30 protein-coding genes and 1 pseudogene are annotated in these 25,418 nt (G+C 49.3%); 19 read left to right on the top strand and 12 right to left on the bottom strand.

Going from position 1 to position 25,418, the window contains the following annotated elements; translation table 11 throughout:
• Nucleotides 1-317: 317 nt before the first annotated feature.
• Nucleotides 318-1,226 carry an SDR family oxidoreductase gene (locus tag BZK40_RS19965; RefSeq protein WP_079935178.1) on the bottom strand — a complete coding sequence of 303 codons (909 nt, stop codon included), beginning with the start codon at nt 1,224-1,226 and terminating at the stop codon, nt 318-320.
• Nucleotides 1,227-1,565: 339 nt separating this feature from the next.
• Between BZK40_RS19965 and BZK40_RS19960 the strand changes: the two genes are divergently transcribed.
• The 3 genes from BZK40_RS19960 (at nt 1,566) to BZK40_RS19950 (ending at nt 2,872) form a co-directional block, all read left to right on the top strand.
• Entirely contained in the window at nt 1,566-1,751 is a 186-nt protein-coding gene (locus tag BZK40_RS19960; protein WP_016152753.1) for a con-10 family general stress protein, read from the top strand.
• Nucleotides 1,752-1,843: 92 nt separating this feature from the next.
• Nucleotides 1,844-2,341 (top strand): YciE/YciF ferroxidase family protein, encoded by a 498-nt coding sequence (locus BZK40_RS19955; RefSeq protein WP_016152754.1) that lies wholly within the window; start codon nt 1,844-1,846, stop codon nt 2,339-2,341.
• 24 nt (nt 2,342-2,365) lie between these two features.
• Entirely contained in the window at nt 2,366-2,872 is a 507-nt protein-coding gene (locus BZK40_RS19950) for a ferritin-like domain-containing protein (RefSeq protein ID WP_016152755.1), read from the top strand.
• A gap of 47 nt (nt 2,873-2,919) precedes the next feature.
• Here the strand turns inward: BZK40_RS19950 and BZK40_RS19945 are convergent, their stop codons facing one another.
• The 3 genes from BZK40_RS19945 to BZK40_RS19935 are packed head-to-tail and all read right to left on the bottom strand — an operon-like array spanning nt 2,920 to nt 4,406.
• Nucleotides 2,920-3,438, bottom strand: coding sequence for a 2-oxo-tetronate isomerase (locus tag BZK40_RS19945; RefSeq protein ID WP_079935177.1), 519 nt, complete (start codon nt 3,436-3,438; stop codon nt 2,920-2,922).
• An 8-nt stretch (nt 3,439-3,446) separates the two neighbouring features.
• A complete protein-coding gene (locus BZK40_RS19940) occupies nt 3,447-3,893 on the bottom strand; it encodes a DUF421 domain-containing protein (RefSeq protein WP_075847167.1) in 447 nt (148 codons plus the stop codon).
• A 9-nt stretch (nt 3,894-3,902) separates the two neighbouring features.
• The gene (locus BZK40_RS19935) at nt 3,903-4,406 is read right to left on the bottom strand and encodes a hypothetical protein (RefSeq protein ID WP_079935176.1); all 504 of its coding nucleotides are present in this window, start codon (nt 4,404-4,406) and stop codon (nt 3,903-3,905) included.
• Between the two features lie 140 nt (nt 4,407-4,546).
• Between BZK40_RS19935 and BZK40_RS19930 the strand changes: the two genes are divergently transcribed.
• Entirely contained in the window at nt 4,547-4,942 is a 396-nt protein-coding gene (locus BZK40_RS19930; protein WP_079935175.1) for a YdeI family stress tolerance OB fold protein, read from the top strand.
• A gap of 120 nt (nt 4,943-5,062) precedes the next feature.
• Here the strand turns inward: BZK40_RS19930 and BZK40_RS19925 are convergent, their stop codons facing one another.
• Entirely contained in the window at nt 5,063-6,301 is a 1,239-nt protein-coding gene (locus tag BZK40_RS19925) for an IS110 family RNA-guided transposase (RefSeq protein WP_079935174.1), read from the bottom strand.
• Nucleotides 6,302-6,561: 260 nt separating this feature from the next.
• Nucleotides 6,562-7,769 (bottom strand): IS3 family transposase gene (locus tag BZK40_RS19920; protein WP_095533168.1). Its coding sequence is split into 2 segments (ribosomal slippage): nt 6,562-7,448 and nt 7,448-7,769, totalling 1,209 coding nucleotides; the frame shifts between segments, so codons are not numbered across the junction.
• Between the two features lie 326 nt (nt 7,770-8,095).
• On the opposite strand from BZK40_RS19920, the gene BZK40_RS24510 reads away from it, so the two are divergent.
• Together BZK40_RS24510 and BZK40_RS19915 are read left to right on the top strand one after the other, a co-directional pair.
• Nucleotides 8,096-8,437 (top strand): hypothetical protein, encoded by a 342-nt coding sequence (locus BZK40_RS24510; protein WP_139762118.1) that lies wholly within the window; start codon nt 8,096-8,098, stop codon nt 8,435-8,437.
• A gap of 24 nt (nt 8,438-8,461) precedes the next feature.
• Nucleotides 8,462-8,653, top strand: a complete 192-nt coding sequence (locus BZK40_RS19915) for a hypothetical protein (protein WP_049040709.1) — start codon at nt 8,462-8,464, stop codon at nt 8,651-8,653.
• Between the two features lie 99 nt (nt 8,654-8,752).
• Here the strand turns inward: BZK40_RS19915 and BZK40_RS19910 are convergent, their stop codons facing one another.
• Nucleotides 8,753-8,959, bottom strand: a complete 207-nt coding sequence (locus BZK40_RS19910) for a YodC family protein (protein WP_049040708.1) — start codon at nt 8,957-8,959, stop codon at nt 8,753-8,755.
• A 253-nt stretch (nt 8,960-9,212) separates the two neighbouring features.
• The gene (locus tag BZK40_RS19905) at nt 9,213-10,553 is read right to left on the bottom strand and encodes an ISNCY family transposase (protein WP_000589001.1); all 1,341 of its coding nucleotides are present in this window, start codon (nt 10,551-10,553) and stop codon (nt 9,213-9,215) included.
• A 38-nt stretch (nt 10,554-10,591) separates the two neighbouring features.
• Between BZK40_RS19905 and BZK40_RS24865 the strand changes: the two are divergent.
• The 6 genes and pseudogenes from BZK40_RS24865 to BZK40_RS19880 all read left to right on the top strand — a co-directional run.
• Nucleotides 10,592-10,732: pseudogene (locus tag BZK40_RS24865) on the top strand (DUF5431 family protein); the annotation flags it as partial.
• Nucleotides 10,674-10,799, top strand: coding sequence for a type I toxin-antitoxin system Hok family toxin (locus BZK40_RS19900; protein WP_228719026.1), 126 nt, complete (start codon nt 10,674-10,676; stop codon nt 10,797-10,799). The pseudogene BZK40_RS24865 and the gene BZK40_RS19900, both read left to right, overlap by 59 nt.
• 902 nt (nt 10,800-11,701) lie before the next feature.
• Entirely contained in the window at nt 11,702-12,058 is a 357-nt protein-coding gene (locus BZK40_RS19895) for a hypothetical protein (RefSeq protein ID WP_040231230.1), read from the top strand.
• A 42-nt stretch (nt 12,059-12,100) separates the two neighbouring features.
• A complete protein-coding gene (locus tag BZK40_RS19890; RefSeq protein WP_048227661.1) occupies nt 12,101-12,919 on the top strand; it encodes an N-6 DNA methylase in 819 nt (272 codons plus the stop codon).
• A gap of 79 nt (nt 12,920-12,998) precedes the next feature.
• A complete protein-coding gene (locus BZK40_RS19885) occupies nt 12,999-13,490 on the top strand; it encodes an antirestriction protein (RefSeq protein ID WP_048227660.1) in 492 nt (163 codons plus the stop codon).
• A 44-nt stretch (nt 13,491-13,534) separates the two neighbouring features.
• A complete protein-coding gene (locus BZK40_RS19880) occupies nt 13,535-13,837 on the top strand; it encodes a DUF957 domain-containing protein (RefSeq protein ID WP_048227659.1) in 303 nt (100 codons plus the stop codon).
• Here BZK40_RS19880 and BZK40_RS19875 read toward each other — a convergent pair.
• Nucleotides 13,834-14,091, bottom strand: a complete 258-nt coding sequence (locus BZK40_RS19875; RefSeq protein ID WP_040231225.1) for a helix-turn-helix domain-containing protein — start codon at nt 14,089-14,091, stop codon at nt 13,834-13,836. The two genes, BZK40_RS19880 and BZK40_RS19875, sit on opposite strands and share 4 nt — an antisense overlap.
• A gap of 754 nt (nt 14,092-14,845) precedes the next feature.
• On the opposite strand from BZK40_RS19875, the gene BZK40_RS19870 reads away from it, so the two are divergent.
• From BZK40_RS19870 to BZK40_RS19860, 3 genes are all read left to right on the top strand, one after another.
• Entirely contained in the window at nt 14,846-14,992 is a 147-nt protein-coding gene (locus BZK40_RS19870) for a hypothetical protein (RefSeq protein ID WP_048227658.1), read from the top strand.
• A gap of 54 nt (nt 14,993-15,046) precedes the next feature.
• The gene (locus BZK40_RS19865) at nt 15,047-15,616 is read left to right on the top strand and encodes a DUF5983 family protein (RefSeq protein ID WP_053069312.1); all 570 of its coding nucleotides are present in this window, start codon (nt 15,047-15,049) and stop codon (nt 15,614-15,616) included.
• Nucleotides 15,617-16,022: 406 nt separating this feature from the next.
• Nucleotides 16,023-16,856 (top strand): DUF932 domain-containing protein, encoded by an 834-nt coding sequence (locus BZK40_RS19860; protein WP_048227657.1) that lies wholly within the window; start codon nt 16,023-16,025, stop codon nt 16,854-16,856.
• A gap of 163 nt (nt 16,857-17,019) precedes the next feature.
• On the opposite strand, the gene BZK40_RS19855 is transcribed toward BZK40_RS19860, so the two are convergent.
• Nucleotides 17,020-17,343 (bottom strand): hypothetical protein, encoded by a 324-nt coding sequence (locus tag BZK40_RS19855; RefSeq protein WP_048227656.1) that lies wholly within the window; start codon nt 17,341-17,343, stop codon nt 17,020-17,022.
• 243 nt (nt 17,344-17,586) lie between these two features.
• Here BZK40_RS19855 and mobA point away from each other — a divergent pair, with 243 nt between their 5' ends.
• From mobA to BZK40_RS19835, 4 genes are all read left to right on the top strand, one after another.
• Nucleotides 17,587-17,922 carry a plasmid mobilization protein MobA gene (mobA, locus tag BZK40_RS19850; RefSeq protein WP_048227655.1) on the top strand — a complete coding sequence of 112 codons (336 nt, stop codon included), beginning with the start codon at nt 17,587-17,589 and terminating at the stop codon, nt 17,920-17,922.
• Between the two features lie 21 nt (nt 17,923-17,943).
• Complete coding sequence (locus BZK40_RS19845; RefSeq protein ID WP_048227654.1) at nt 17,944-20,643, top strand: relaxase/mobilization nuclease domain-containing protein; 2,700 nt, start codon at nt 17,944-17,946, stop codon at nt 20,641-20,643.
• 95 nt (nt 20,644-20,738) lie between these two features.
• Nucleotides 20,739-21,890 carry a Fic family protein gene (locus tag BZK40_RS19840; RefSeq protein ID WP_048227653.1) on the top strand — a complete coding sequence of 384 codons (1,152 nt, stop codon included), beginning with the start codon at nt 20,739-20,741 and terminating at the stop codon, nt 21,888-21,890.
• 125 nt (nt 21,891-22,015) lie between these two features.
• Nucleotides 22,016-22,792: a hypothetical protein gene (locus BZK40_RS19835; RefSeq protein WP_094935554.1), complete on the top strand. Its 777-nt coding sequence runs from the start codon at nt 22,016-22,018 to the stop codon at nt 22,790-22,792.
• A 30-nt stretch (nt 22,793-22,822) separates the two neighbouring features.
• On the opposite strand, the gene BZK40_RS19830 is transcribed toward BZK40_RS19835, so the two are convergent.
• The gene (locus BZK40_RS19830; RefSeq protein WP_048227650.1) at nt 22,823-23,092 is read right to left on the bottom strand and encodes a hypothetical protein; all 270 of its coding nucleotides are present in this window, start codon (nt 23,090-23,092) and stop codon (nt 22,823-22,825) included.
• 72 nt (nt 23,093-23,164) lie between these two features.
• Nucleotides 23,165-25,418: F-type conjugative transfer protein TrbC (trbC, locus tag BZK40_RS24860; protein WP_253193187.1), on the bottom strand; the 2,254-nt coding region annotated here is incomplete at its 5' end.

Genomic DNA, 25,418 nt, shown 5'->3' with positions numbered 1-25,418 from the left:
TAATCTCCTGGGTGTCTGGGAAGAAGGGTATTACCACACGATCGCCAATACTGGCCGCTGTCACTTCCGGTTTTGTCTCAACGGCCTCTGTCATAAACTCATGGCCAAAGATGTCACCATGAAGTGCACTGGGGTTTACCCCGATAAATATGCGGGGCCCGAACCACAGATAGCACTTTACGTTACACGAATAACAATATCTTACGGCGTTTATATACCGGGTTAAGGTAGTGTGTGGTTGCGGGCATGAAGACGGCTATGATAAGTCATTGCTTTCATCATTAGTTCTCCCGTTATTCATCTCGTGCAATCACTCGTTATAACGTCCCGGTTCCGCCGTCAGAACACCAGACCTGCCCGGACGTATAGCTGTTCTCTGGGGAAGCCAGGGTGACATATAGTGGTGCAATTTCCGAAGGCTGACCAGGTCGACCAAGTGGTGAATTAGCACCAAACTGCTCAATTTTCTCCTGTGGTTGGCCGCCACAGCATTGAAGAACCGTCCAGTAGGGACCGGGGGCAACGGCATTTACCCGGATCCCTTTCGGTGCCAGTTGTTTTGCCAGCGATTTTGTAAAAGCTACGATAGCCGCTTTGGTCTGAGCATAATCCAGTAGGATCTCGCTGGGCTCGTAGGCTTGAACTGATGAGGTGTTTATAATCACGCTACCAGGGGATAAATGTTGGAGTGCCGCTTTAGTAATCCAGAATAACGAGTAGACATTGGTCTTGAATGTTGCATCAAAGGCATCAGTTGTAAGTTCCTCAATCGACTCACAGAATTGCTGGCGACCCGCGTTATTGACCAGGATATCGAGCCCACCTAAGGTCTTAACCACCTGACTAATCAATTGCTGGCAAAATGTCTCTTCACGGATATCACCAGGGAGTGCCACGGCTTTTCTTCCTGCTTTCTGAATTAGATCGACGACCTCACGAGCGTCCTCTTCTTCATCAGGCAGGTAGTTGATTGCCACATCCGCGCCTTCACGTGCAAAAGCAATTGCGACTGCTCGTCCAATTCCTGAATCACCTCCGGTAATTAACACTTTTCGGTCAGTAAGGCGACCGCTTCCCTGATAACTTTCTTCACCATGATCCGGACGTGGTTGCATTTTTCCGGCAAGTCCCGGAAAAGGTTGTCTTTGGTGTGGAAAAGGTGGAACAGGAAAACGTTCTGAATTTGTCATATTCGTATCCTGTTTCTCATTATATTTATCCGGCATTCCATCACCTCTCTATATTTACTTGGAAGAGCTAATAAGCGTAGATCAAAATTCACAGCTTGTATCTTAATAATTTCCGTATCAGATTAATCCTGGTTTTAATATTTTTTATTTTTTTGTGCGTGGTCGGTGAGTTAGCGTGTCTTTAATATCATGTTAGCCTTAAAATAAGCCAAGCGAGAGATTTGTAATGTATTGAAAAATAAAGGTGGAAAAATGGTGGATGCCGGAATTAAATTTGACTAAGTCAGGATTACCGCTAACGTTAAGCACTGAACAACGACGGGTACGAAATACACTTTTGTATCTGACTGGCATAACCGATATATGAGGTGATATATGGCAGAGCATCGTGGTGGTTCCGGTAATTTCGCTGAAAACCGAGATAAAGCATCTGAAGCAGGCCGCAAAGGTGGTCAGCACAGCGGGGGAAACTTCAAAAATGATCCGCAACGTGCATCTGAAGCCGGTAAGAAAGGCGGGCAGAACAGTCACAGTGGTGGCCGTAAGTCTGACAATTCCTGATTATTAGTTTCAGTCTCATCTTTTAATAAAAAAGAGTGTCCTGCGGGTCTGGATTAGACTCGCAGTATTTCTCTAGCCCTGAAGGAATCCATATGAATATGAAAACTATTGAAGATGTTTTTATTCACCTGCTTTCAGACACCTATAGTGCTGAAAAACAATTAACGCGCGGGTTGGCTAAACTTGCCAGAGCGGCGTCAAATGAAAAACTCAGTGCGGCTTTTAATGCACACCTGGAAGAAACTCGGGGGCAAATAGAGCGTATAGACCAAATCCTTGAACAAGAGCCGGAAATTAAGCTTAAACGTATCAAATGCGTGGCTATGGAAGGACTGATTGAAGAAGCTAATGAGGCCATAGAAGGCACTGAAAAAAATGAAGTTCGCGATGCGGCGTTAATCGCTGCGGCACAGAAAGTAGAGCACTATGAGATAGCCAGTTACGGCACTCTGGCCACCCTAGCGGAACAACTGGGTTATAAAAAAGCGGTGAAACTTCTCGCGGAAACACTTAAGGAAGAAAAAGATACCGACCTGAAACTCACCGACCTTGCGGTAGGCAATATCAATAAAAAGGCCGAGAAAAAATAAAATTACTGACTCGAGGAAATCACGATGAATTATATTGAGCATTACCATGATTGGCTACGGGATGCGCATGCGATGGAAAAGCAAGCGGAATCCATGCTGGAATCAATGGCAGGCCGTATCGATAATTATCCTGATTTACGTGCCAGAATAGAGCAACACCTGACCGAGACAAAACGACAGATTACCGTGCTGGAAGAGATTCTTAAGCGAAATGATATCTCGCGTTCTGTACTAAAAGACTCGATGAGTAAAATGGCCGCGTTTGGCCAGTCGATTGGAGGCATGTTACCCTCTGATGAAATTGTAAAGGGAGCGATCAGCGGCTATGTATTTGAACAATTTGAAATAGCTTGTTATACCTCGCTCCTGGTTGCTGCTGAGAAAGCGGGTGACACCGCGTCCATACCTGCCATAAAGTCAATTCTGGCGGAAGAACTCGATATGGCTGACTGGCTTCTTAAGCATCTCCCGAACACGACGGCGCAGTTCCTTTTGAGATCTGATGCAAACGGCGTCGAAGCGAAAAAATAAGTTCTTTTCAGACTATTTCTGGCAATGCATGCACTGACAAACCACAGTCAGTGCCGTTGCCAGACTGAAACTTCTTCCACTAAAACCTCAAGGCTATAACAGATCGCTTTTTCAATGACATCCTGACAACTGCCGGAGAAAATGGTTCGTTTTGTTACTATCTGCCCGCGGAAATTCCACGCAAACCAGATTGTACCCGCGGGAGTACCATCCTCTCCGCCGTCAGGCCCCGCATAGCCGCTAATGGCAATACTGATATCTGTTCCGGCGCGTACCCGGGCGCCTTCAGACATTTCTATCACCGTCTGTTCACTTACAGCGGTATATTTCTCCAGCGTACTGGCCTGCACACCAAGCATTTTCTGTTTTGCACTGTTGCTAAAGGTAATGATGCCAATATCATAAAACGCGGCGGTATCTGCCTCTGCGCAGAGCGCAGCAGCCAGACGTCCACCCGTGCAAGATTCAGCTGTGGTTAAGGATAATCCGCTGTCAATGAACGTATTCGCGATCTGTTTTGTTAACTCGCCAGTGGTTTTGGTTTTGTTGTACGCTGATTTTTTCATTTCCCCCCTTAATCCTCATCAGGAATGACTGAAATATGGCCATTACGCTCAAGGATTGCATACTTAATTTTCCCTGGTTCCGTAATGCCCTGACTCTGGCGTGCAGCCACCAGAATATCATCGAGAGAGACATCAACCATTTTCATTTTCTCCATTAACGGTTCGCCGTGGTCCAGCAGAATCACCGGTGAGCCATCAAGAGCAGATTCAGCGCCGCTCATCTGTTTTTTAATGAATCCGAAAAATATATCGATCACTACCAAAGTGACAATGGTGAGCATCGCCCCTGTTATGGAAAAATCATTGCCAAGTAATGCCTGTTGTGTGGCTTCACTAATAATCAATAATAAAATCAGGTCGAAACTGGTCATTTGTAATAATGCGCGGCGTCCAACAATCTTAAATACGACGAGTAAAATAAGATAAATTGCTAAGGCTCTCAGCACCATTTCCATAATGATCTCCTATGGATAAATAAACTGACTGAAACGAATTTCAGGGCCGGAATTTAACTGGATCACACTCATGGCGCTTCCGGGTTTTACTGGTGTAACAAGTAACCAGATTGCTATATTTTCTTGTTTTTTATTGGCATTATACACGAGGTACAGATCATCTCCCTTGCTGTACATTCTGTCAGGTAGAGGCCAGATATTTTCTGTTTCATAGAAAGCATTGAAATCTCCACCAATACGATAAATGTTCCCCTCAGAATGTTGACCTGTAGTCGAGATCTTTAATTTAAACTCTGTCTGCAAACGACCAAATCGCTCAAAATCCAGTGTCACTTCTCCGGTAGTATTCTTACTCACGGCATTACTGAAATAACCATCCGAAAAAACACCTAATACCGCCAGGGAAATAATAATGAGTAAAACAGCGAATCCAACCTTATGAAATTTCGACTCAAAATTCAGAAAGTAATGACTTTCTTCAATGCCGGGGACTGTCTGTTTTTTTCTGGGCATGTTTGACCTCTCTGTTTTGCTTGTATCTCGCCAGTTAGATGATTTGTAACGATATTACTTTTTAAGACAGTTCCAGTTTGCCAGATTAAGGAATAGCAACCAGACTTAATAAGTCAAGTTGTTACTGAGGTAAGGACGGAGTGAAATTATACGTGATACCATTAATATATTGTTTTTTAATCCCGACAGTTTTCGCTGACGATGACAATGGTGGACTGAAAAAAGATACTGCGCCGCCACCACCACACGCTCTGGATGAGGGGTACCGGGGTACAGAAGATGCGCGAATCATGACGGTTCAACAAGCCAAAAGTATGTATGATGGTGCAACCATCTCCCTGCGCGGGAATCTGATTGATGGTCAAGGTGGAGATAAATTTGTTTTTCGTGACAAAACCGGCAGTATTTATACACTGATTCCACTTTCTGTCTTTGACGGTCGCACGGTAAAACCCGATCAAATGATCAGTATTAACGGCAGTCTTGACACCAAAACGCAACCTCCTGTGGTTCGCGTTAACAGAATACAAAAGTAACATTACTACTGCTCTGCAAATTTCCCGACGCAGAGTAACCCATGCTGGAAGCGTGGTATGGCATACCAGAAGAACTATCCTAAGGTCTGCTTCACGCCCTGAGACATTCGACAAGCTTTTTTATGGCTTCAGTAAGGGCGACTTTCGCGCTTCCAGTGCCAGCAAATACTTCGCTTCATCGTACTGGGTCTTGGTCTTCCAGCAGCGGTAAATGATCCTTATCCATTTGAAGGCCAGAGCCCGGATTGCAGACTGGTGAGATTTTCCTTTTTCTCGCAGTCCCCGATAATAAAGTCTGGCCCAGTATGATGAGTTAACCGTCTTGGCAGCCCATTCAACAAAGGTTTGCCGGACGAACTTGGCACACTGCCATCGCCAGTGAACCCAGGATTTCTGGCCACTTCGTTCTGTCACCGGTGCAATACCTGCGTAGTTTTGAATTTCTTCAGCGCTGTTAAACCGGTCACGGTTATCACCAAGTGCAGCAAGCATTCGTGGTCCCAAACACGGCCCCATGCCCGGAAGTGATTTGAACAGCCCCGAATCTGGCAATGTGTCAAACAGCGTTTCGATTCGTTCGTCATAGGTTTTGATGATTTCACTCACGACTTTAATTTGTGTCGCCAGTGCTGTTGCCATCAAAGCATTAGCCTCTATAACACTCGGGTCTGTCGTCAACGGAATGGCGTTATCAATACTCACAACACGCTGCTCGGTAAGGGCCATTGCGCGGCCACCTTTGGCATTGAGAAAGTTGCGGATCGTGTCGCGCCTGGTTCGTTTTAGTTGTTGCAGACTGGGCCATCGCATAATCAGTTCACACAATAGCAAGCTACCCCGATGTGAGAACCACTCCAGGGGCTGAGGATAATACTGTTTAAGTGTGTTGATGAGCCGGTTCACAAAACGGCGTTTATCTTCAACCAGCTGACGACGCTGCTCAACCAGTTGCTGAAGTAAGCGAATATCCGCATTGTCGGGTTCAATGGCTTTTATCTTTTGGGGATAGCGCAGCATTAACTCTAATGCCAGCTCGGCATCCTGCGGGTCATCTTTAGCGCCACTAGGCGAGAAGGTCTGCCGGTAACGGGCCAGGGACAAAGCGTGGACAGGGAAAACGGTGATAAATGGATATTTCTGAAGAGCATACACCACGGGACCTTTCTTCAGCTCAACGGCGATAGCGATCCTGCCTTTTACCTTCTGGTGTAACTCGGTAAGCCAGACATCAAGCGCTTCCGGCGTATGTTCAATCACATGGAATGTGCGTTCACCGTTTTTAAACTGAACACAGACATCGTGCTTTTTATCTGCCCAGTCCAGACCAACGTGCGCAGCAAATTGATTAGTCTCAGTCATCACCAACTCCTTTTTATCGGGGATTGGTATGCATTCCACGCTCTTCGAAAGAAATATAGCCAGCAGTTATCTGCATGCCCTGAGTACTCGTTAGCGAACGTGGAGCACCTACTGGCTCGAAAGAAAAGCGGCGATCATCGCATGATTCTCGCTCAATATTCGTAACCAGTAAGCGCATACCCTGAATCACTTCAAAGTGTAATTCTCAGGGTGCGAATGACTATGATCTTGACCCGCCATCTCCGGACAGCTTTTGTATCTTAAGTTAACGATGTCCGCTGCCGCCGATATTCCCTCGGGGAGTGATATCCCAGCGCGCTGTGCGGGTGGTTTTCATTGTAATGTGTGAACGCTGCTGCAAGGTTTCGCAGGGCTGTTCTCACATCTGGTTTTGGCATGAACGCGATATAGTCTTCCTTCATCGTCTTCACGAACCGTTCGGCCATGCCATTGCTCTGCGGGCTGCTCACCGCTGTTGTACACGGCTCCAGATTCAGCTCTCTGGCGAACCTCAGCGTTTCATGCGCGGTATATGCTGAACCGTTATCCGTCAGCCATTGAACCGGTGTGGTCGGCAGCCCGTCGCCGAAGCGCTTTTCCACCGACCTCAGCATCACATCCTGCACCGTCGAACTGTCGTAGCCTCCTGTGCTCGCTGCCCAGTCTATGGCTTCTCTGTCGCAGCAGTCCAGCGCGAACGTGACCCGCAGCTTCTCACCGTTGTCGCAGCCGAACTCGAAGCCATCTGAACACCAGCGCATATCGCTTTCTGCCACCGCGATTTTGCCCTTATGTTCACGCTTCGACCGCTCTGGTTTGTCATGCAGTAACAGCAGATTATGCTCGCTCATAAGCCGGTAAAGCCGTTTGGCGTTCACGGGGGGCAGTCCCTCTGTACGACGTTGCGTACGCAGGATGCCCCACACACGGCGATAGCCGTAACTGGGCATATCGCTGATGATATCGAGGATCTCTGACAGTATTTCAGCGTCTGCTTCGTCATCACGCCGGTTACAGCGCCTGTCCTGCCAGTCGGCAGAACGGTTAATTCGCAGTGACAGCTGCGCACGCGACACGCCCATGGTGCGGCTGACCAGGGCTATTCCCCGTCCTTTGGCAACAAGGGCGCGTGCGCTATCCATTTTCGCGACTGAGCGTACTCCACGGCTTCTTTCAGGATCTCAACTTCCATCGTCTTCTTGCCCAGCAGGCGCTGAAGCTCCCGGACCTGCTTCAGAGCAGCAGTAAGCTCAGAAGCTGGAACAACTTCTTCTCCGGCCGCAACGGCGGTGAGGCTGCCTTCCTGATATTGCTTCTTCCACTTAAACAGCAGGCTGGGCTGGATGCCATGCAGGCGGGCGACATGGGAGACATTCATGCCCGGCTCCATCGTCTGCTGGATAATGGCGATCTTCTCCTGAGGAGTTTTACGTTTACGGACTTCTTGCCCTAACAGGATCCCGGTCATCTCAAAATTGGCGTTAGTGTTAGACATATATTCAAGCCTATCTCTTATCTGGAGATACAGCTACTGTCTGGAGTTTCAGGGGGCTACATCAGGGTGCGAATGACTATATATCGCTCTTAGCGGACATTAGCATAGGCTATTTACCATAACGCCTCATAACGGGAACCACTAACATCATGATTTATCATTAAATCATCACAAATAAATACCGACACTTATTACATATACCAGTCGCTAGTTTTAAACCACCCAACACATTGAAAATATTAAGAAATCAATACACAATAGGGGTGTTCCACAATCACCCTACTCGGATATTAAAATCAATGAGTTACAAAAAAACAGCCATAATTTCTCTGTTGTTTTTAACCGGATGCGTTTCAACCAGCAATGTTCTTGAGTTAGGCAGAGATACGTATAGTGTTTCAGCTACCGCTGATGGATTCAGAGATGCGGCTTCGGCGAGGCAAAGTGCTTTTGAAGCTGGGGCAAAGAAGTGTGCCACACTGGGTAAAAAATTTATGCTTACCAATGAAAGCGTGGCAAATACCCGCATGGGGATCGATACGACCATAAGTATCATTTTCCGCTGCCTTTCAGAAACTGATCGGGATTACTCACGCCCTGATTATCAAAAATCGCCTGATTTACTCATCGAAACTCGTTGATTTATACAGCATACAGAGGTGTTTATGACCGAAAAAAGTGAAGAGCTTTTGAAAAATTTGGTTCATGACGGATTAGGCGTAAGCCAGTCTTCACCAGCGTTTATTGAGGCCGTAGCAATTGCTTTGGGCTACCAACGTGAAACAGCAGCAGAGTCTCTTTCACGTATAGGCGACGCGCTAGAGAGGATTGCTCTCTCACTAGAGAACCGCGAGTAAAGCACTCTGATTTACCATAACGTCGCAATGCATACATCGATGAAAAAGCCCGCGATAGCGGGCTTCAGTTGTACACTTTTCGTCGCCGGACAACGACGGTTACAGCCCTGTAAGCAATAGTGCTCCCATTTTGTGAACCCCTATCTCTAAGTCCGTCGGTAGAAAAGTCTGTTCAACCTCTCGGCCATCCGGTTCAATCCATGCACATATGACATTACCAGTTGGCAAGACCTGTCTCACCGTCATATGAGCACCGCCGTCTTTATGGTAGACAGGCATACCGATGTAAACAGATTTGATCGTCATAAAAAATCTCCAGTCGCTCAGCCAGGAATTGGCATGGGAGGATTTTTTCATCACAACCAATCTTACGCACAACAGCTTTGGTTGTCGGATTTACCATAACGCCCCATTACGCGTACCGCTCAGACGGCCTGAGCGCGTTTCTGACGTGTCCCCGTTAAAAACAGTAACAAACCACCCGAAAATGCACGCCAGAAACGCTACGTAAGAATCTATCCTATGACTGGATATGCACTCAACTGAATAACGCCTGGTTTCAGTCCATTTTATCGGGATCAGCCTTCTTTCTGGGTAATTTAGGGGGCTTCACTTGCTGATTACTTTGCGTGCGGCGCGTGAGCCAAGGATGGTCAGCTTTAGGTTTTACGTAGAATTTTGAGCGTAAATCAAAACGGGCATTATCCACACGTTCATGGACACTTTTTTCATCATCCAGTGGTATAGGCTCCGGGCCATCAACATATTTTTCCCATCCCAACGCTTTCCCATCATACAGAACCTTAATTTCACCGTTAAAGCTTTCGCATACCGTGACAACCGAATGCCGAAGTCGATATCCCCGGCCTTCACTGCGAATCTGAAACGCACTGCTTTTGTACTGGAAAGTGAGATTTTTGGAGAGAACGCGCTTCGCCTGGAGGCTGAAGATATAACCCAGTTCCTCTTCAGAATGGTGTACATCAAGATGGGCGTTATCAGCAATACGAGGCGGCGTAGCAAACCGGTTGTTATAGGCTTCAATAAAGGTCGGCAACCATGCGTTTGCTGTTTCAATATCACTGATACCCTGAAGCCGCATTTCTTTGACCAGCCTGTCCTGCAGTGTCTGATTGGCACGCTCTACCCGCCCTTTTGCCTGCGGGCTGTTGGCATGGATTGGCTCGATGCCCAGTGTCTTTATCGCACGTGTGAACTGAGTCAACTCTCCTTCCCGCTCCGGGTTATTTACTCTGAATATACTGTGTCTGTCAGAATAGAGAGCCAGTGGTACGCCATGATCATTAAGGTAACCCCGGAGGGTTTCCATGTAAGCCCGGGTTGTTTCTGCAGGAGCGAATCGTAGCGCCATCAGAGCGCTGGTAGCATCATCGATAAAGACTATCAGTGTGCATTTGGGGCCCCGACCTTCAAACCAGTCATGAGGCGAGCCATCAATCTGGATGAGTTCACCGTAGGATGGGCGCCGCATCCGGCGCTGATAAATTCGGGCAAACTTACGACGACGTTCGCGCCATATGCCCTCCTCTACCATCCACTTCCTGAGAGTTTCAATGGATAAACACAAGCCGTGTATCTCGCGCAATTTTTCGCACGCAAGCGTAGGTCCAAAATCAGCGTAGCGGCCTTTGAGGAGTGAAATTACTGTTGCTCTGAATTCGGTAGAAAAGGAATTATTGGGACGCTTTCCACGTCGGCGGGAAACTAGACCAGAAGGCCCTTCATTTCTATACCGTTGCACCAGACGTTTAACCTGCCGAATAGAAATGCCAATGCGTGCCGCAGCTTGTTCCTGAGTAATATGGCGATTAAGTGACTCCTGAATAATGTGAAGTCGGTCGAGTTCCTTATGACTCATCGTAACAGTCTCTTTGATCATGAAAAATCCCCCAGAGAATTGTCTGGGGACATTTTAGAATGGTTCAAAGGGGACATTACAGCTTGGTGTTAACAGGAGAAGAAGGCCATGAAACTGCCGCGAAGTCCCGTTATCTGGTGTGTGCTTATAGTGTGTTTAACACTGCTGGCATTCACATACCTGACCCGAAAATCGCTTTGCGAAATCAGGCTGAAGGACGGAGAACGGGAGGTCGCTGCAATACTGGCTTACGAATCCGCTAAGTAGCTAACCCCGGCGGGGGGAAACCCCCGCCACTCAGGGCTTTCTATGTTGTCGAATCATTGCCCCAGGCGCTTTTAGAAGGGCTTCCCTGCTCGCAGGGAGGCCCTTTTCCCCATCTGGCTGGCATGAACAACCACAGTGGGGACCCGGGAGGGCGGATGAGAGGCGCTGCGCGCCTACAATCCTCACCTCCGTCTATGTCCTCTTTCTGGTCCTGCTGTAGTATTCCGCTTTCTTCCTGCCGTTTGTTTCTCTTTACTCATTTCTGTTCCACTTTCCCTGATGGCTGTGCCATTTTCTCCCGGATTCTTCCTGTTTCAAACCAGAAAGGCGAAGGACCTGGCCACCTTCGGCTCCCCGTCGCGCCAGCGCGCCAGGTCGTCAGGCCACACTCCGCCAGGGCAGCTGCTGACGCACCCGCCAGGCTCCGCCGAACCCGCAGGCGGTTTCGGGCTACTCGCTAGTGTCCGATGGAGAAGGTCAAACACCACGCTTGCTGCGGCCGTTCCGGCCACGCCGCTCTAACCATCCCGTCGCCGGCGACGGGATTCTACAGGGCAACATCGCTACGCAGCCGCGTATCGACGTTGCGGCGGGTCCCGGCTCGTCTTCTCCGTTGTGCGTTTCGCCCTTTGAGTTCCTCCTCCTGGGTGCTGAATCACGCCACAGTCCTCCTTGTCATCCAGGGCCGCTGCCGCTCTCCAGCGAAAACTTTTTCCAGGTAAAAACTTTGCGCTTCCGCCCTGGATTCCGGCGTCGGCCGGTGGCGTGCTGCACCTGCGGCGAAGGTTCTCAAACGGGTGAAGTGAAACAACCCGGGAAACTTCAGCAGGTTCCCGCAAAACGTCAAAACCGCGGCTCCCGTAACTCAACGGGTGATGTGATTAAAAAGAAAGGAGATCCCTATGCACGTATATCAGACCGAACCGACCCACACGCTGGACATGAACGCGACCGCCGAGGCCGAGCGCGCCTACTGGCTGACCCGCGAAAAAGCGGCTGTCACTGCCCCCGTCGAAATCGACGTGTACAAGTTCCATGACGCGGCAGGGATGATGCCGCCAATGAACTGGCGTAGCGACACCGCGCAGGACACTGAAACGTTCATGATGCAGGAAATGTATTGCGGGAACGTGACTGATATTTTCGTGCGCTGCGGCAAGCGTTATTTCCGTCTGCGTGATTACAGCCACCTGAATCACGCCGTCATTGTGGCGAAGGTCAAAGCGACCTTCATTCCTGAAAGCCAGAAAACACACTGATACACGGAGCCGCCCCTGAAGGGGCGGCAAGCAGGGGGAACTATGTCACAACTGAGTTTTGCAGAATTTTTCAATCAGGCGCGTGAGTCTGACAACGTTATTCCAATTGTTCCGGTTTCCAAAAAGAAGCCGATTATCGGATTGATGCACGTGGATGCAGCACGTAAGCAGTTTATCCGCCTGTTTAACGATACCGCGCGTTATATGCGCCGCTGGGATGTGTTCTGCGATTTCATCACGCTTTCTGCCAGTGAGCTGGATCTGGCGCGGATTCTTACACCGGAGAATATCGAGCGTAGCCGCAAAATCTGCGAGCGCTACGAGGCCGCAGATATTCAGAAAATGCATGATCTTTTCATCCTGATGGTGTGCGCGCTCGATGCCAAATTTCATGATTTTCTCGGCGCGATTTTCATGGAGCTGGAGCTGGGTTCTAATGGCATGGGGCAATACTTCACGCCGTATTCCGTTCAGTCGATGATGGCACGAATGATGATGCCCGGCGTGAAAGAGTCGATCCGCCGCGAGGGTTTTGTCACCGTCAGTGACCCCGCGAGCGGCGCGGCGGGGATGATTATCGCCTATGCCGAATGCCTGTTAGATGCCGGATATGACCATTCGAATCACATGTTCGGAAGCTGTATCGATATTGACCCGATCGCCGCCGATATGGCGTTTGTTCAGCTTTCGTTACTGGGTATCCCGGCGGAAGTTATCACAGGCAACACGCTGACAATGAACCTGCATCGTGCGCGGTATACCCCGGTTTATTACTGGAACGACTTTCAAAACAAGCTGGAGTTCCAGAGACGCATGAAAGCAATGAAGGACTTTATGTACGGCCTCGATATTGCCGCCTGACACATAGCGTTTGCAGCTGCCGTTCCGGCAGCGCCACTTAAACTGGCCGCCACTGGCGGCCGCTAAGGAAAGCCGAATAATGATGACTTCCACAATGATTGCCCCGACTGCCAGCATTGAAATCACTGACCCGCGCCAGCGTCTGGCCTTTATTCCAGAATTATTCTTCACGCCGCAGGGCGACCAGCTGGTCGCCTCCTGGTTACAGGTACATAGCCAGTATGAAGGAGGTTTCTGGCGTTACTTTGCCGTTCCGCGTGGTATCAGCGGTCGAATTGACGGATGGACTGAGGACTGTATTACCCGCCCGACCGGGTATCTGGTACCGCCGGAAGGGGTGTATCACGTGACCATGCCGGGAAATTACTTCGATGCTGAGGTTTCAGCGGAGGCCGCCGGGATCATTGCAACCCTGATGTGCCTGAACCGCCTCAACTGGCAGGTTTTCGAGATGGGGCCGGAGATGGCCAGAGTCTGTCAGGGCCTTGTCGACCGTCAGGACGCGCTGAAGGACTATATCAGCATCATCAAACACCCGGAACGCGATCTGATTTACCGGGCCATTGACTGAAAAATCAGGCCCGGCGGTTGCCGGGCCACACCGAAAGAGGACGTATGAGCAAACCCCACAAACTGGAAATCCTGCTGGCGTGGCTGGAGGATAACGTGGCGATGGGCACAGAGATAATTTTTGATGAAGGGGTCGATTCGGGTGATGTGCTTCCGGCAGTTCGCGCGGCGGTTGAACTGCTGAATATGCCCAAAGCGGTCAGTCATCCGCCGCCATGGGATGCTTACTATACTTGTGAAGCCATTGATTCAGAGGAACTGAGCAAAGATGAAGCGCGAGTCTGGAATATGGCGCAAAAATATGTGCAGGACACGTTGCAGGGGAGGCCCGCAGGGAAGGGCCGTTAATCCGGATGGATCGCATCATCGATCATCACATTGAGCATTTCACGCATTTTGTCGCCGCTGGTCCGGTTCTGTCTGAATCGGGGCAGCTGGTCCTGTAGTGATAGCGTCACTGTTGCCAGCGCAATGCTGCGTTTCAGGCGGGGCGCGTTTTCGTAGTCTTTATAGGTTCGCAGGCTGATATCCAGTTGTTCAGCCGCCTTGTCACGGCTCCAGCCGAGGCCTTTTCTCCAGAGTCGAAGCTCGTAACCTGTCATTATTTATCCTTAAAAAAGTGCAGAAATTGCACTTATTTTATAATGAAATTATGGTTTTTTTGAAGGTTAAAAGGTGCAGATATTGCACTTTTTTTGATGTTGAAATTGACAGCGAAAAGAGAAAGGAAAATGCGAAAGGCGCGCCCCCTTCGGCTCCCCGTCGCGCCAGCTCGCCGGGTCGTCAGGCCACACTCCGCCGGGCAGCTGCTGACGCACCGGCCAGGCTCCGCCGAACCCGCAAGCGGTTTCGGGCTATTCGCTAGTGTCCGATGTCGAACGGCAACCCCGCGCTTGCTGCGACCGTTCCGGCCGCGCCGCTTTCACTGGCCGCCGCTGGCGTCCGCTAAGGAAAGCCGGCTTCACCGGCTTCTTCTGCCGTCCTTTTTCCCCTCCGCACGCACGAAAGCCTCTCATTGCTGATGCAGACTGGCATCTCCCGTAAGCGTCTGAAAGGGTCGCAGCAGAGCTGCTTAAGGCCTGATTTTTTCCGGTGTGACGCAGAAAAAATAAGTCCTTAACCCTTGCAGCCTCTTTCGGGCGCTGCCGAATCGTCTGCGCAATGAGGGCGTTTCGTTCTGGCCCGGAAGCCGAAGAAAAAAGAGACGGCAGAAGGAGCCGGGGGGGAACAACTGAAGGCTTGCGTCATCGACGCAGAAAGGATTGCCGGATCACAGGCAATAAAAAAGCAGAGCGCGAACTCTGCTTCTTCCAGACCAGATGCAACTGGTCCTCATCAAAACCAAAGGAGTTAACTATGATTTTCGACCCGCAAATAGTCGCACAGGCGAAGGCGTTTGTAAACGCCCTGAAGAGTGGCCGCCGCGCGCATGTACCTGCGCTGCGATTTGAATACTGGCAGCAGTTCATGACTACCGTGAACGCCGAGTTGGGCTACATCTGACAGCCGCCGCCCCGCAACGGGGCGGCTTTTGAGCGCCATAGCGGAGAATAACCAATGACAAAATATTATCTACAAAATGCGCCACGCGGCGTAACAGCTATTCAGCTTGATAACGGCGAGGAAGCCATTTACCTGAACGGTGAATTTATTGCGTGCTGTGACCTTAATGAACGTGATGATCCTGTTATCGGAATGGGAGAAATTCTTGCAGAAAAAATTGGTGTACCTTTCAGGTTGCTGACGCTTCCCGTTCCTGATGATGAAGAGTGGTCATGGAACGATGTTACCGACTCTCTGAAATGGGGACCTCGTGTTGTGCTTTCACGCATGATGATGCGCCCTGTCCTGGAGTGTTGCATCAATCACATCACACTGGAAGATCATAATATTCTCGACAACATCGTGTTCTGGGATGAAGACAGCGGGTGGTTAATGAATACCGGAGTGGGCTACCTGATTCGGCTCGATGCCGTTACTAACCCGTTACACAGACTGAAAAAAATGGGTATTTCGAGAACCACACGTGCATTCATCTTTTGCGCAATTCGTCAGGCCGATGTCAGCATGATCCACTTCTCTGCCGTGGGCGATCATGTGGAAGGCGCACCTGTTTTTGAATGGTAAGTATTCGCCCGGAAGAGCCGGGCATAATTCCCCACCTCCGGCGCACGGGCTTGCAGCTGCCGTTCCGTCAGCGCCGCCCTGACTGGGGCCGCTTCCGGCCCCAGAAAGGAAACGGGCTTCGCCCGCTGGCTTAATTCCAGCTTCACCTTTTGAGTACTTTGCTCACCGCGTGCTGCCTTACCCGTGAAAGACTCTGGCCCGACCCGGAGTCTATGCAAGGGGACATCACTCACCCGTTCGCACTCCCTCTGGTCGCTTGCGCTGCGGCTTCCTGCTGCACCCTTGCATCTCCTCCTTGCAGGTCAGGCCGTTCGCTTTATCACGGGAACGGCCTCCCGCGATGGTGAATCATCATCAAAAAGGCGACGGCAGAAGCAATTTTTTTATCATCATGAGGAGAATCACTATGGCCCGTTTAGCATCTCGTTTTGCATCAATGAATGTCATCCGTCGCGAGCGTCCACTGACGAATGATGAACTGATGCATGTTGTTCCGAGTATTTTCTCCGAGGACAAACATGATTCACGTAGCGAACGCTACACGTACATTCCAACGATTACCGTTCTGGAAAAATTGCGCGAAGAAGGTTTCCTCCCGTTCTTTGCTTGCCAGACACGCACCCGTGATGAAGGAAAACGTGCTCACACCAAACATATGATGCGTTTGCGTCGTTCCGGGCAAATTGCAGGTAAAGAGGTTCCGGAAATAATTCTTTTGAATAGCCACGATGGTAGCAGCAGTTATCAGATGATTCCGGGAATGTTCCGCTTCGTCTGCACCAACGGGATGATTTGCGGACAGACGTTCGGTGAGATACGTGTCCCGCACAAAGGCGATGTAGTAGAGCAAGTTATAGAAGGCGCATACGAGGTTCTGGGAATTTTTGACGAAATAACAGAGTCACGAGAAATAATGAAAGACACCGCGCTGACACGCGAGGAGCAGGAAATTTTTGCACAGACCGCTCTGGGCTGGCGTTATGATGAAAACTCAGAAGGAAAGCACATACCTCTGGCACCATCCGATTTGCTCAATGTTCGCCGAAATGAAGATAAATCTAATGATCTTTGGACGACGTATCAGCGTGTTCAGGAGAATATGACAAAGGGTGGTTTACTGGGAAAAACAGCGCAAGGAAAGAGACAGCGTACACGTGCAGTGACCGGAATTGATGGGGATGTAAAACTGAACCGTGCATTGTGGGGAATGGCAGAAATGATGCAAAAGTTGAAGTCATGAATAATGCAATGCGGGAGGAAACTCCCGCTAATTATGGTGCTATACGTGACAAACACAGGTATTGAATCAGTTTTAAACTAATTACACAGTTCGGAATTATCTAACCACTATCGTGGTAAAGTAATGCCTCTCATCAGGTTCCAGTTGCTCTCCGTAAAAATTCTTAACTTTCTTGATTCACTGGAGTTTGATTAGAATTTTTAGTCGTTCTGTTACGAGATAAACCTGCCCCTTTTGTTGTTTTTTTCTGCTTACTTAATATTTCACGAATAGCTTTAACACTTGTCTGGATACCCACACCCTCTAAAGCCGAACGGATATCATCTACAGAATAGCCTTTATGACCAGAAAGCAAAATTATCTGGTCTTGCAGTTTATTCAATACGTCGGATTTGGTAAGACGTTTCTCGGTTAAATCCGGTAGAGAATCTAACGTCATTTTTGCCATTTCAACGTCTTCCGTTGTGAACCATTTTTTATCTGTCATATCAAATTTTTCCTTTCACATATTGCCGCTATGATTTTCATGTAAATCATACCATTGCCAAATAAAAAGTGGCAGTGTCTCGCACTGCCGATGCCGTCAAATCGCCACTAGGCGAAACAGCCAGCGAAGCGTATAATGGCCGAAAAAACGGGACAGGATGTGCATTTGTAATACCGCGCACGCACGATATTACAAATGCCACCTGGTCAGGGCTCCGCCCCGACACCCGAGTAAGGAGCACACATGAGCGACAAAGTATCCCGAAGAGGAAGTGATAAACGGCAGAAAACCGTTATCAAGACTCTGAGGTTTACCCCTGATGAAATCGAAGAAATTGAAGGGAAAGCGGAAGAGGTTGGACAAAGCGTATCGGCTTACATTCGTAACGCTGCGATGAACAGAAAGGTCATTTCACTCATCGACGACAGCTTTATGACTGAGCTATTGAGGCTGGGAAGACTGCAAAAGCATCTGTTTGTTGAAGGGAAAAGAGTCGGGGATAAAGAATACTCCACGGTCCTTGTAGCAATATCAGAATTGTCCACCACGCTCAGAAAAAAACTTATGAGCAACGACTAGTACGGAGAGAATCAGAACATCATGATCGCAGTTATTCCACCGAAACGACAAGACGGAAAGTCCTCCTTTGGGGATTTGGTGTCTTACGTTTCTGTTCGTGATGAACCGCGCGATGATGATTTGATGGAAGCTGTTAAAGCATCCGGAACAAAACCGGAAATGCCGCACAGCAGTCGCTTTTCTCGTCTTGTTGATTATGCCACGAAACTGCGTGATGAGTCGTTTATCTCGCTTGTTGACGTGATGCCGGACGGCAGTGAATGGGTAAATTTTTACGGCGTGACCTGTTTCCACAACTGTACGTCAATTGAAAGCGCAGCCGAAGAGATGGAGTTCTCGGCCCGTAAAGCGAAGTTCGCCCATAACAAAAGTGATCCTGTATTCCACTATATTCTGAGCTGGCAGTCGCATGAAAGCCCACGTCCAGAACAGATTTATGATTCGGTCAGCCATACGCTTTCTCGCCTAGGATTAGCCGGCCATCAGTTCGTCTCTGCCGTTCACACTGACACGGATAATCTGCATGTTCACATCGCTGTAAACCGCGTTCACCCGGAGACCGGTTATCTTAACCGTCTCGCTTACAGCCAGGAAAAACTGAGTAAGGCCTGCCGTGAGCTGGAGCTTAAGCATGGCTTTTCGCCCGATAATGGGTGCTATGTGATTGCACCTGACAATCGTATTGTTCGTCGTACTTCGATTGAACGTGATCGTCAAAGTGCCTGGAAGCGTGGTCGTATTCAGAGCCTGAGAGAATACATCGCTGACACTGCTATAGCCGGTTTACGGGAAGCACCTGTGACTGACTGGTCTTCTCTCCATCAGCGTTTTGCTAAAGAAGGTTTGTTCCTGTCAGCGGATAACGGCGAGTTGAAAGTGAAGGATGGCTGGGACAGTGAGCGTCCTGGCGTAACGCTTTCGGCATTTGGTCACGCTTTCGATACCGAAAAACTTATTCGTAAACTGGGTGAGTTTACTCCTCCTGCACAGGATATCTTTTCGCAAGTCCAGGCTGTTGGCCGTTACGAACCTGAGAAAATTACAGTGCCGTCGCGTCCTGAACGAATGACAGAGAAAGATACCTTAACTGACTATGCGACCGCACGTTTACGCGCACCGCTGATTGCACTTGATCAGGACCCGTCGCAACGAACTATACAGTCGGTACATACACTCCTCGCAAAGTCGGGTTTGTATCTTAAAGAACAACATGATCGACTGGTTATCTGTGATGGATATGATCCAACGCGCACACCAGTCAGGGCAGAACGGGTATGGCCTGCGCTAACGAAAGCGGTCCTGGACTCGTATAAAGGTGGCTGGAAGCCGGTACCAAAAGACATTTTCCAGCAGGTTCCTCCTGCAGAACAGTTCACTGGTGGCGGTCTGGAAGCAACTCCAGTTTCCGATCGGGAATGGCGAAAATTGCGTACAGGATCGGGTCCACAGGGAGCCCTGAAACGCGAGATTTTCTCCGATAAGGAAAGCCTCTGGGGCTATGCTGTTTCGCACTGCCGTCAGGAGATTGAAACGCTTATAAGCAGTAAACACTTTTCCTGGGAACGCTGTCATGAACAGTTTGCGAAACAAGGGTTGTTGTTAGTTCGTGAGCAGCAGGGGCTGGTTGTGATGGATGCCTATAATCGCGAACAGACTCCTGTTAAGGCAAGTCATGTTCATCCGGATCTTACACTTGCGCGTGCGGAACCTCATGCTGGTTCATTTGTTCCAGTGCCGGCAGACATCTTTGAACGTGTTAAGCCGGTAAGCCGTTACAATCCGGAACTGGCCGTGAGCGATCGCGATATTCCTGGTATGAAACGTGACCCTGAATTGCGTCGCCAGCGCCGTGAAGCGCGCGCAGCTGCAAGAGAAGATCTGAAAGCCCGTTATGCAGCCTGGCGGGCTAACTGGCAGCGTCCGGATTTGCGTGGTCGTGAGCGCTACCAGGCTATACATGATGAATGCCGGATGCGTAAAGCGCGCATCCGTATCGAACATCGAGACCCTCTGGTGAGAAAGCTGTATTACCATATTGTAGAACTGCAGCGTATGCAGGCTCTGATTACACTGAAAGAAGCTATGAAAGCTGAACGCGCTGAACTCATCGGACAGGGAACATGGTATCCGCCGTCTTACCGGCAGTGGGTTGAAGCTGAAGCGGTGAAAGGTGACAAGGCTGCGATATCACAGCTAAGGGGATGGGATTACAAGGATCGTCGTGGTAATGCAGTGAAATCCACTACAGACAGCAGATGTGTTGTTATCTGTGAACCTGGTGGTACGCCGATGTATTCCGGTGTACCTGGCCTACAGGCTTCACTGAAGAAAAATGGTCGCGTCCAGTTCCGGGATCCGGAGACAGGTCGTCACATTTGCACTGACTATGGCGACAGGGTTATTTTCAGAAACACCGGCGATTACGATTCGCTGAAGCGGGATATGGTCAAAGTCGCACCGGTTCTCTTCAGTCGTTCTCCGACCGTCGCGATGGCACCAGAAGGGAATGATGAACAGTTCAATACAGCATTTGCCAAAATGGTGGCATGGCACAATGTGAACCACCGCGATGAAGCTGAATACCATATCGCACGGCCGGATGTAGACCAGCTACGTGTTGAGCATGAGCAACAATTCACAAATGTGTTGAATCAAAGCAGTTATGCTCCGGATGCTCAAGCTTCACATCAGAATACCTGGGAACCACCGACGCCAAGATAAACAGAGTCAGCCTCTGTATTAAAGCTTTTTTTAACTAGTGATATTGTTATTAAAGGATGTTTTAATAACTATCTAGCTTATTAAAAGGAGCTTTAATGAATCGAGTAACAGGCCACTACAAAACCACCCAAAGCCACAATGAGGCTGTTCATGCCTTTGTGCCATTTCCTCTGCCACCAACGAAACCAGAACTGGATCCCCATGTATGGCAAGAACAAAATACACGAGCTGAACTTGCCCTGGCCAGGCTTTCAGGTATGTCTGGTCTCGTTGCCTCCGGAGAGTGGCTCATTTACAGCGCCTTGCGCCGCGAGGCATTGCTAACTTCCCAGCTGGAAGGTACCCAAGCTACCCTGACAGACGTTTTTGATGACGAAGCAGGTTTATCCGTTGCCAATGCGGATGATGTTGAAGAAGTTACACAATATCTGCAGGCATTCCGGTATGTCCGGGAACAAATTAACTCACCTGAAGGTCTTCCTGTATCGGTGCGGTTGATTACGGAAGCGCATAAGGTTCTTCTCAATGGTATTCGTGGCGCTAATAAACAACCCGGCAACATCAGAACCAGCCAGAACTGGATAGGCGGAACTCGTCCTGGTAATGCGGTCTATGTTCCTCCTCCCCCGGAAGAAGTCACGAACCTCTTGTCTGATCTGGAGCTGTTTATTCACGACCAAAATCAGACGTTACCTCCACTCGTTAAGATTGCCCTGGTGCATGCGCAATTCGAAACTATTCACCCCTTTCTGGACGGTAATGGACGCATTGGCCGACTGCTTATTGCAATCCTGCTGGAAGAATGGGGTGTCCTGCCCGAACCTCTTTTATATGTTTCCGGGTACCTGAAAAGCCATCAGGAAGAATATTACCGGTGTCTGTCAGAGATACGGAGCTATGGGAACTGGGAGCAATGGGTATCGTTCTTCCTGGAAGGGGTGGAGATAGCTGCTGAGGAGGCTCAACGGAGTATTATTCAGATAGCTTCTCTCATCGCCATGCATCGAAAGATGCTACTTGCGAACACCTCGACGTCCTTGCAAACCATGCGTCTTTTTGAGTTACTGCCAGTTATGCCAAGATTAACTGTCGAACGTGCTCAGTCTGAACTTGCGGTAACGTTTCCTACTGCCAGTACTGCGATCAAGGTACTCGAAGCTACAGGCATTCTTGTTGAAACGACTGGCAGAGCTCGCGGGAAAAGCTATGTCTATAAGGATTATGTCGACCTCTTGAGAAATGAGTGAGGGTTATAGCTACTCCAATACTTTTTAACGTCGCCTGCAAGGGTTTCTGTGCCTTGTCTTAGCTTTTTCTTCACGAATACACTGTGGCCTCCACCGCGGCATAGGGTATGCCCAGGAAATATGATTTGAAAATTGATGAGCAATTTTTCTGGAAAATATTTCGCGTTTTTTTTCCAGAACTACGTAAGTGGGTCACCAGGGCGCTGATAGCTGCCGGTATATCGATGTTGTCAGGGCCACTTTGGGTCCCCTATGTGAACGCATTTTTATCCAGGTACGCAAGCATTAATATACCAGATACGAGCACGAGTGGATGGGTATGTCTGGGGCTGGGTCTGCTCTGTTTGATAGCGAACGAAACACTGGATCGCTGGCCATCAAAAAAGAAGATGACTGCAGAAGACAAGGAAGATAAAAATACTCTTTATGAGTTATTCAGCCAGATGCACTTGCCTACTTATGACTGGTTTTTCCATCACGGAAAAATAACGTGGGTATATATTCCGGCACTTCATTACCACTACGGTGTTGAGGGTTATATTCAGGCTACTCAGTTCCATCTTCATGACAAAGAAATCAGGAAGTCTGTAGAGCTATTTTACCAGTCATGCTCGCGGGCATTTTCTTATGCATGGTACTTCGTTGAAACCAATAACCCTCATCTGCAGAAGTTCGGCCATCAGCACAATGTACATACTGATCCGTTGGCAAAGGCTGCTCATGATGATTTCCGGAACGCAGTATGTGAAGCAGAAGGGCACCTGAAAGACCTGTGCAAAGCGGTTAAAACAAAATATCCGGACTTTGATATGGAAGAAACGAGCAAGATCGCTAAGGATGAGCAACGGTCGTATTCGAAAGCACTGAATTTTGACTCAGCTACCTCCAAAGCAGAACTATAAAAACAAAAAAGGCCGCTTTCGCGGCCTTTTTTAGTTAAATGCAATGCGTGGAACTACTTCCCATTCCGCGTGGTCATTCTTTAAAACACATTTGTATTCAGAACCATCATGTTTAATCTGCAACCCGACGGTATAAAGCTTCTCGCCATCGGAGCAGGCGTACGCCTTCTGCTGGTTCGTGAGGAGGATGTTACGGATTTCAGTCAACTGCGCCACGGCATTGGCGTCTACAACAGGTTGGGGCGCTGCAGCGGCAACGGCTGAAAAACCAAAGAGTGCGGCAAATATTAGTTTCTTCATTTCATTTCCTTTCGTGCTATATCATTTTGATTATCGGCAGTTGTTCCTAAAACCCGACAAATTTTTGAACTGTCACTCTGGCCATTCCATATCTGGCTGTGGTGAACTTGTCTGTTTTGGGGAGAAGAATGGCTCGTTTCTGTGCCGGGCAGGAGGAACATAGGCAGGTTGTGGAAGTGTCAGGTTCCTCAATATTGCATCCGGCGCCAGCTGAATTTCTTCAGCGTTTACTTCCGTCGATTCTGACTCAGGTTTATTGAGTGTGATGTACCGGATTGTTCGTTCCGCCATAGTGGTTGTTCTGATGATCTCCAGCGCTTCTGCCCAGAGGTTTTCTTCCCGTCCTCCGTGGTCCATGTCATATTCTGTCATCAGATTGTGTGCTTCCTGTCGATTGGCCAGCCGCTGCTGGAAGGTATCGATTATCTTCCAGGGTTCAGTTCTGGCCGCTTTACGCCGGCGCGAGGGTTTTTCTGTAAGTACACCAATGATTTTGCTGACGTTCTCCGCTGCCGGCAGACGGCGCTGTGCTGTTCGTGGGACAAGTTTTCGCAGTTGCTTAAGATTCGGTGGGTTAATCGTGATATATCTATTGATAATGACGGGGGCATTGCATGTTTTATCCTGAGGTTCGATGTAGAAAGATGCTCCTGGAACTGGATCACCTTGAAACACTGTGTAGTTCTCACCGGGTTGTAGCTTAATCAGGTCCTGCACATTGATTTTGTTCTCCATCTGGATATTGATGTGGTCACCATCGATCCAGGAAGTGCCAATGAGACCGTCTTGCCGCTGCAGGCTGACCATATTCGCCCGGGCTTCCTGCCCTGCAGCATTACTGATTGTTCTTGCCGTTTTATCATCACTCACGATTTTTCCGGCGACTTTGGTGCCTGCGTTCTGCATAAGGGTTGCGACGTTGGCCGCTGAGGTCTGATTTTCAATGCGCTCCTGGTCCTGACTCATCATTACAAGTGCAAACTCAAGAGAGCGTACCTGTGTAGCCTGAACGGCTATTCGCTCAGTGTAGTAGGCTCCCACCTCATCGAGATAATTCATGTAGGGGAATTTGCCTTTGTATTTGGTGATTTCAAGCGCTTCTGAGTCCAGTCCCTCCAGCTTGTGTCCAAGGTCCCGGGCCAGGATCATGCTCTGCTGGGTAACAAACATTCTCCCCAGTGCAGAGGTTGTGTGCTGCGACGTGTTCATGGCTGGGATCAACACCAGGAGTATGCGGTCGCTGTGAATACTGTCACGAATATCGATGTCGCCGGCATCCTCAGCGAAGATATTGCCGAACGTTTCTGTGAATGTGTTGAAGGTTTCCAGAAACTGGCCCGTCAGGTAGCTGTGCTGCTTGCGCGGCTCTTCTGTCCAGGCTGAAGGCTGCCGCACGGTGGCCATATCGAAACCCGGTACGTCTACCAGATAATTATAGAGCGGAGAGACAGCTTCTTCTGGCCACTGATCATCCACGGCACGGCAGTAAAGCCCGGCCAGTTTCTCCAGCGGCATAAACTCGCGGAGCAACTGCAATGACATGGTTTTGTTTTCACGGACACAGTAAAACTTTGTGCCAAAGACCAGCGCCTTGTTCATTGCAATAGCTCTGGACTGCCATTCTCCACCCTGTACGTTGGTCGGCAGCATTGATTGCATCGTCTCAGCCACAAAGGCCTCAGTGCTGTAGCAGAAGGGGTTCCACTGGTGAGACTGTGGCCGACTTTTATCTCCGTTCTGGATCATCTCACTGCGGGACATGCCGCTGTTCATGAAGTTGATGTACTCCACATCGTCCTCACGCCCAAAGCGGCGAGCCAGATAGTAGCAGGTACGTGCAGTGTCGTTCTGCGCCTTGCCGTCAACAAAGGTGAATCCCCGTCCCCAGCAAAATGAATTGAGCATCCACGCATAGATGGTTTCGGTTTTCCCGCCACCGGTCGAGGCAAAGAACATTACATGGCGGGTCAGATCGTCAAGGGTGAGCCACAGCTCGCGTCCGATATCATTCATTCGCTTATAGCCAATGTAGAATATCCCCTTACCTTTGCTTTCCTGCGTTGTTTCGTACTGAAACAGTGAGGGAAATGCTCTGAAAAAACTGCGTCGTACCTTCCTGTCTTCAGACGGATCTATTTTATTGAGGTGGACTGGCATTCGCATCGGCATGCGCCAGCGGTGGGTACCGAAGCTGATGCTGGCCACGATGGCCAGCAAAAGAAAGAGCGGTATGGCGAGTGGCCAGATAAAGCCCGCCACCACACTTCCTGCCATAATTCCGGCATATAGCAGGTGGTCGCGCATAAGCTCAAGAACAGGGGAGTTC

Source organism: Citrobacter portucalensis (genome assembly GCF_002042885.1).
GTDB classification, from domain to species: Bacteria; Pseudomonadota; Gammaproteobacteria; order Enterobacterales; family Enterobacteriaceae; genus Citrobacter; species Citrobacter portucalensis.
The sequence above is the reverse complement of the archived record's forward strand: the minus strand, read 5'-3'. Positions and strand labels throughout refer to the sequence as shown.

Bases quoted from the DNA above. Each gene is read 5' to 3' on its own strand.
- BZK40_RS19965 (WP_079935178.1), bottom strand. From the start codon at position 1,226: ATGCCGGATAAATATAATGAGAAACAGGATACGAATATGACAAATTCA.
- BZK40_RS19960 (WP_016152753.1), top strand. From the start codon at position 1,566: ATGGCAGAGCATCGTGGTGGTTCCGGTAATTTCGCTGAAAACCGAGAT.
- BZK40_RS19955 (WP_016152754.1), top strand. From the start codon at position 1,844: ATGAATATGAAAACTATTGAAGATGTTTTTATTCACCTGCTTTCAGAC.
- BZK40_RS19950 (WP_016152755.1), top strand. From the start codon at position 2,366: ATGAATTATATTGAGCATTACCATGATTGGCTACGGGATGCGCATGCG.
- BZK40_RS19945 (WP_079935177.1), bottom strand. From the start codon at position 3,438: ATGAAAAAATCAGCGTACAACAAAACCAAAACCACTGGCGAGTTAACA.
- BZK40_RS19940 (WP_075847167.1), bottom strand. From the start codon at position 3,893: ATGGAAATGGTGCTGAGAGCCTTAGCAATTTATCTTATTTTACTCGTC.
- BZK40_RS19935 (WP_079935176.1), bottom strand. From the start codon at position 4,406: ATGCCCAGAAAAAAACAGACAGTCCCCGGCATTGAAGAAAGTCATTAC.
- BZK40_RS19925 (WP_079935174.1), bottom strand. From the start codon at position 6,301: ATGACTGAGACTAATCAATTTGCTGCGCACGTTGGTCTGGACTGGGCA.
- BZK40_RS24510 (WP_139762118.1), top strand. From the start codon at position 8,096: ATGAGTTACAAAAAAACAGCCATAATTTCTCTGTTGTTTTTAACCGGA.
- BZK40_RS19915 (WP_049040709.1), top strand. From the start codon at position 8,462: ATGACCGAAAAAAGTGAAGAGCTTTTGAAAAATTTGGTTCATGACGGA.
- BZK40_RS19910 (WP_049040708.1), bottom strand. From the start codon at position 8,959: ATGACGATCAAATCTGTTTACATCGGTATGCCTGTCTACCATAAAGAC.
- BZK40_RS19905 (WP_000589001.1), bottom strand. From the start codon at position 10,553: ATGATCAAAGAGACTGTTACGATGAGTCATAAGGAACTCGACCGACTT.
- BZK40_RS19895 (WP_040231230.1), top strand. From the start codon at position 11,702: ATGCACGTATATCAGACCGAACCGACCCACACGCTGGACATGAACGCG.
- BZK40_RS19890 (WP_048227661.1), top strand. From the start codon at position 12,101: ATGTCACAACTGAGTTTTGCAGAATTTTTCAATCAGGCGCGTGAGTCT.
- BZK40_RS19885 (WP_048227660.1), top strand. From the start codon at position 12,999: ATGATGACTTCCACAATGATTGCCCCGACTGCCAGCATTGAAATCACT.
- BZK40_RS19880 (WP_048227659.1), top strand. From the start codon at position 13,535: ATGAGCAAACCCCACAAACTGGAAATCCTGCTGGCGTGGCTGGAGGAT.
- BZK40_RS19875 (WP_040231225.1), bottom strand. From the start codon at position 14,091: ATGACAGGTTACGAGCTTCGACTCTGGAGAAAAGGCCTCGGCTGGAGC.
- BZK40_RS19870 (WP_048227658.1), top strand. From the start codon at position 14,846: ATGATTTTCGACCCGCAAATAGTCGCACAGGCGAAGGCGTTTGTAAAC.
- BZK40_RS19865 (WP_053069312.1), top strand. From the start codon at position 15,047: ATGACAAAATATTATCTACAAAATGCGCCACGCGGCGTAACAGCTATT.
- BZK40_RS19860 (WP_048227657.1), top strand. From the start codon at position 16,023: ATGGCCCGTTTAGCATCTCGTTTTGCATCAATGAATGTCATCCGTCGC.
- BZK40_RS19855 (WP_048227656.1), bottom strand. From the start codon at position 17,343: ATGACAGATAAAAAATGGTTCACAACGGAAGACGTTGAAATGGCAAAA.
- mobA (WP_048227655.1), top strand. From the start codon at position 17,587: ATGAGCGACAAAGTATCCCGAAGAGGAAGTGATAAACGGCAGAAAACC.
- BZK40_RS19845 (WP_048227654.1), top strand. From the start codon at position 17,944: ATGATCGCAGTTATTCCACCGAAACGACAAGACGGAAAGTCCTCCTTT.
- BZK40_RS19840 (WP_048227653.1), top strand. From the start codon at position 20,739: ATGAATCGAGTAACAGGCCACTACAAAACCACCCAAAGCCACAATGAG.
- BZK40_RS19830 (WP_048227650.1), bottom strand. From the start codon at position 23,092: ATGAAGAAACTAATATTTGCCGCACTCTTTGGTTTTTCAGCCGTTGCC.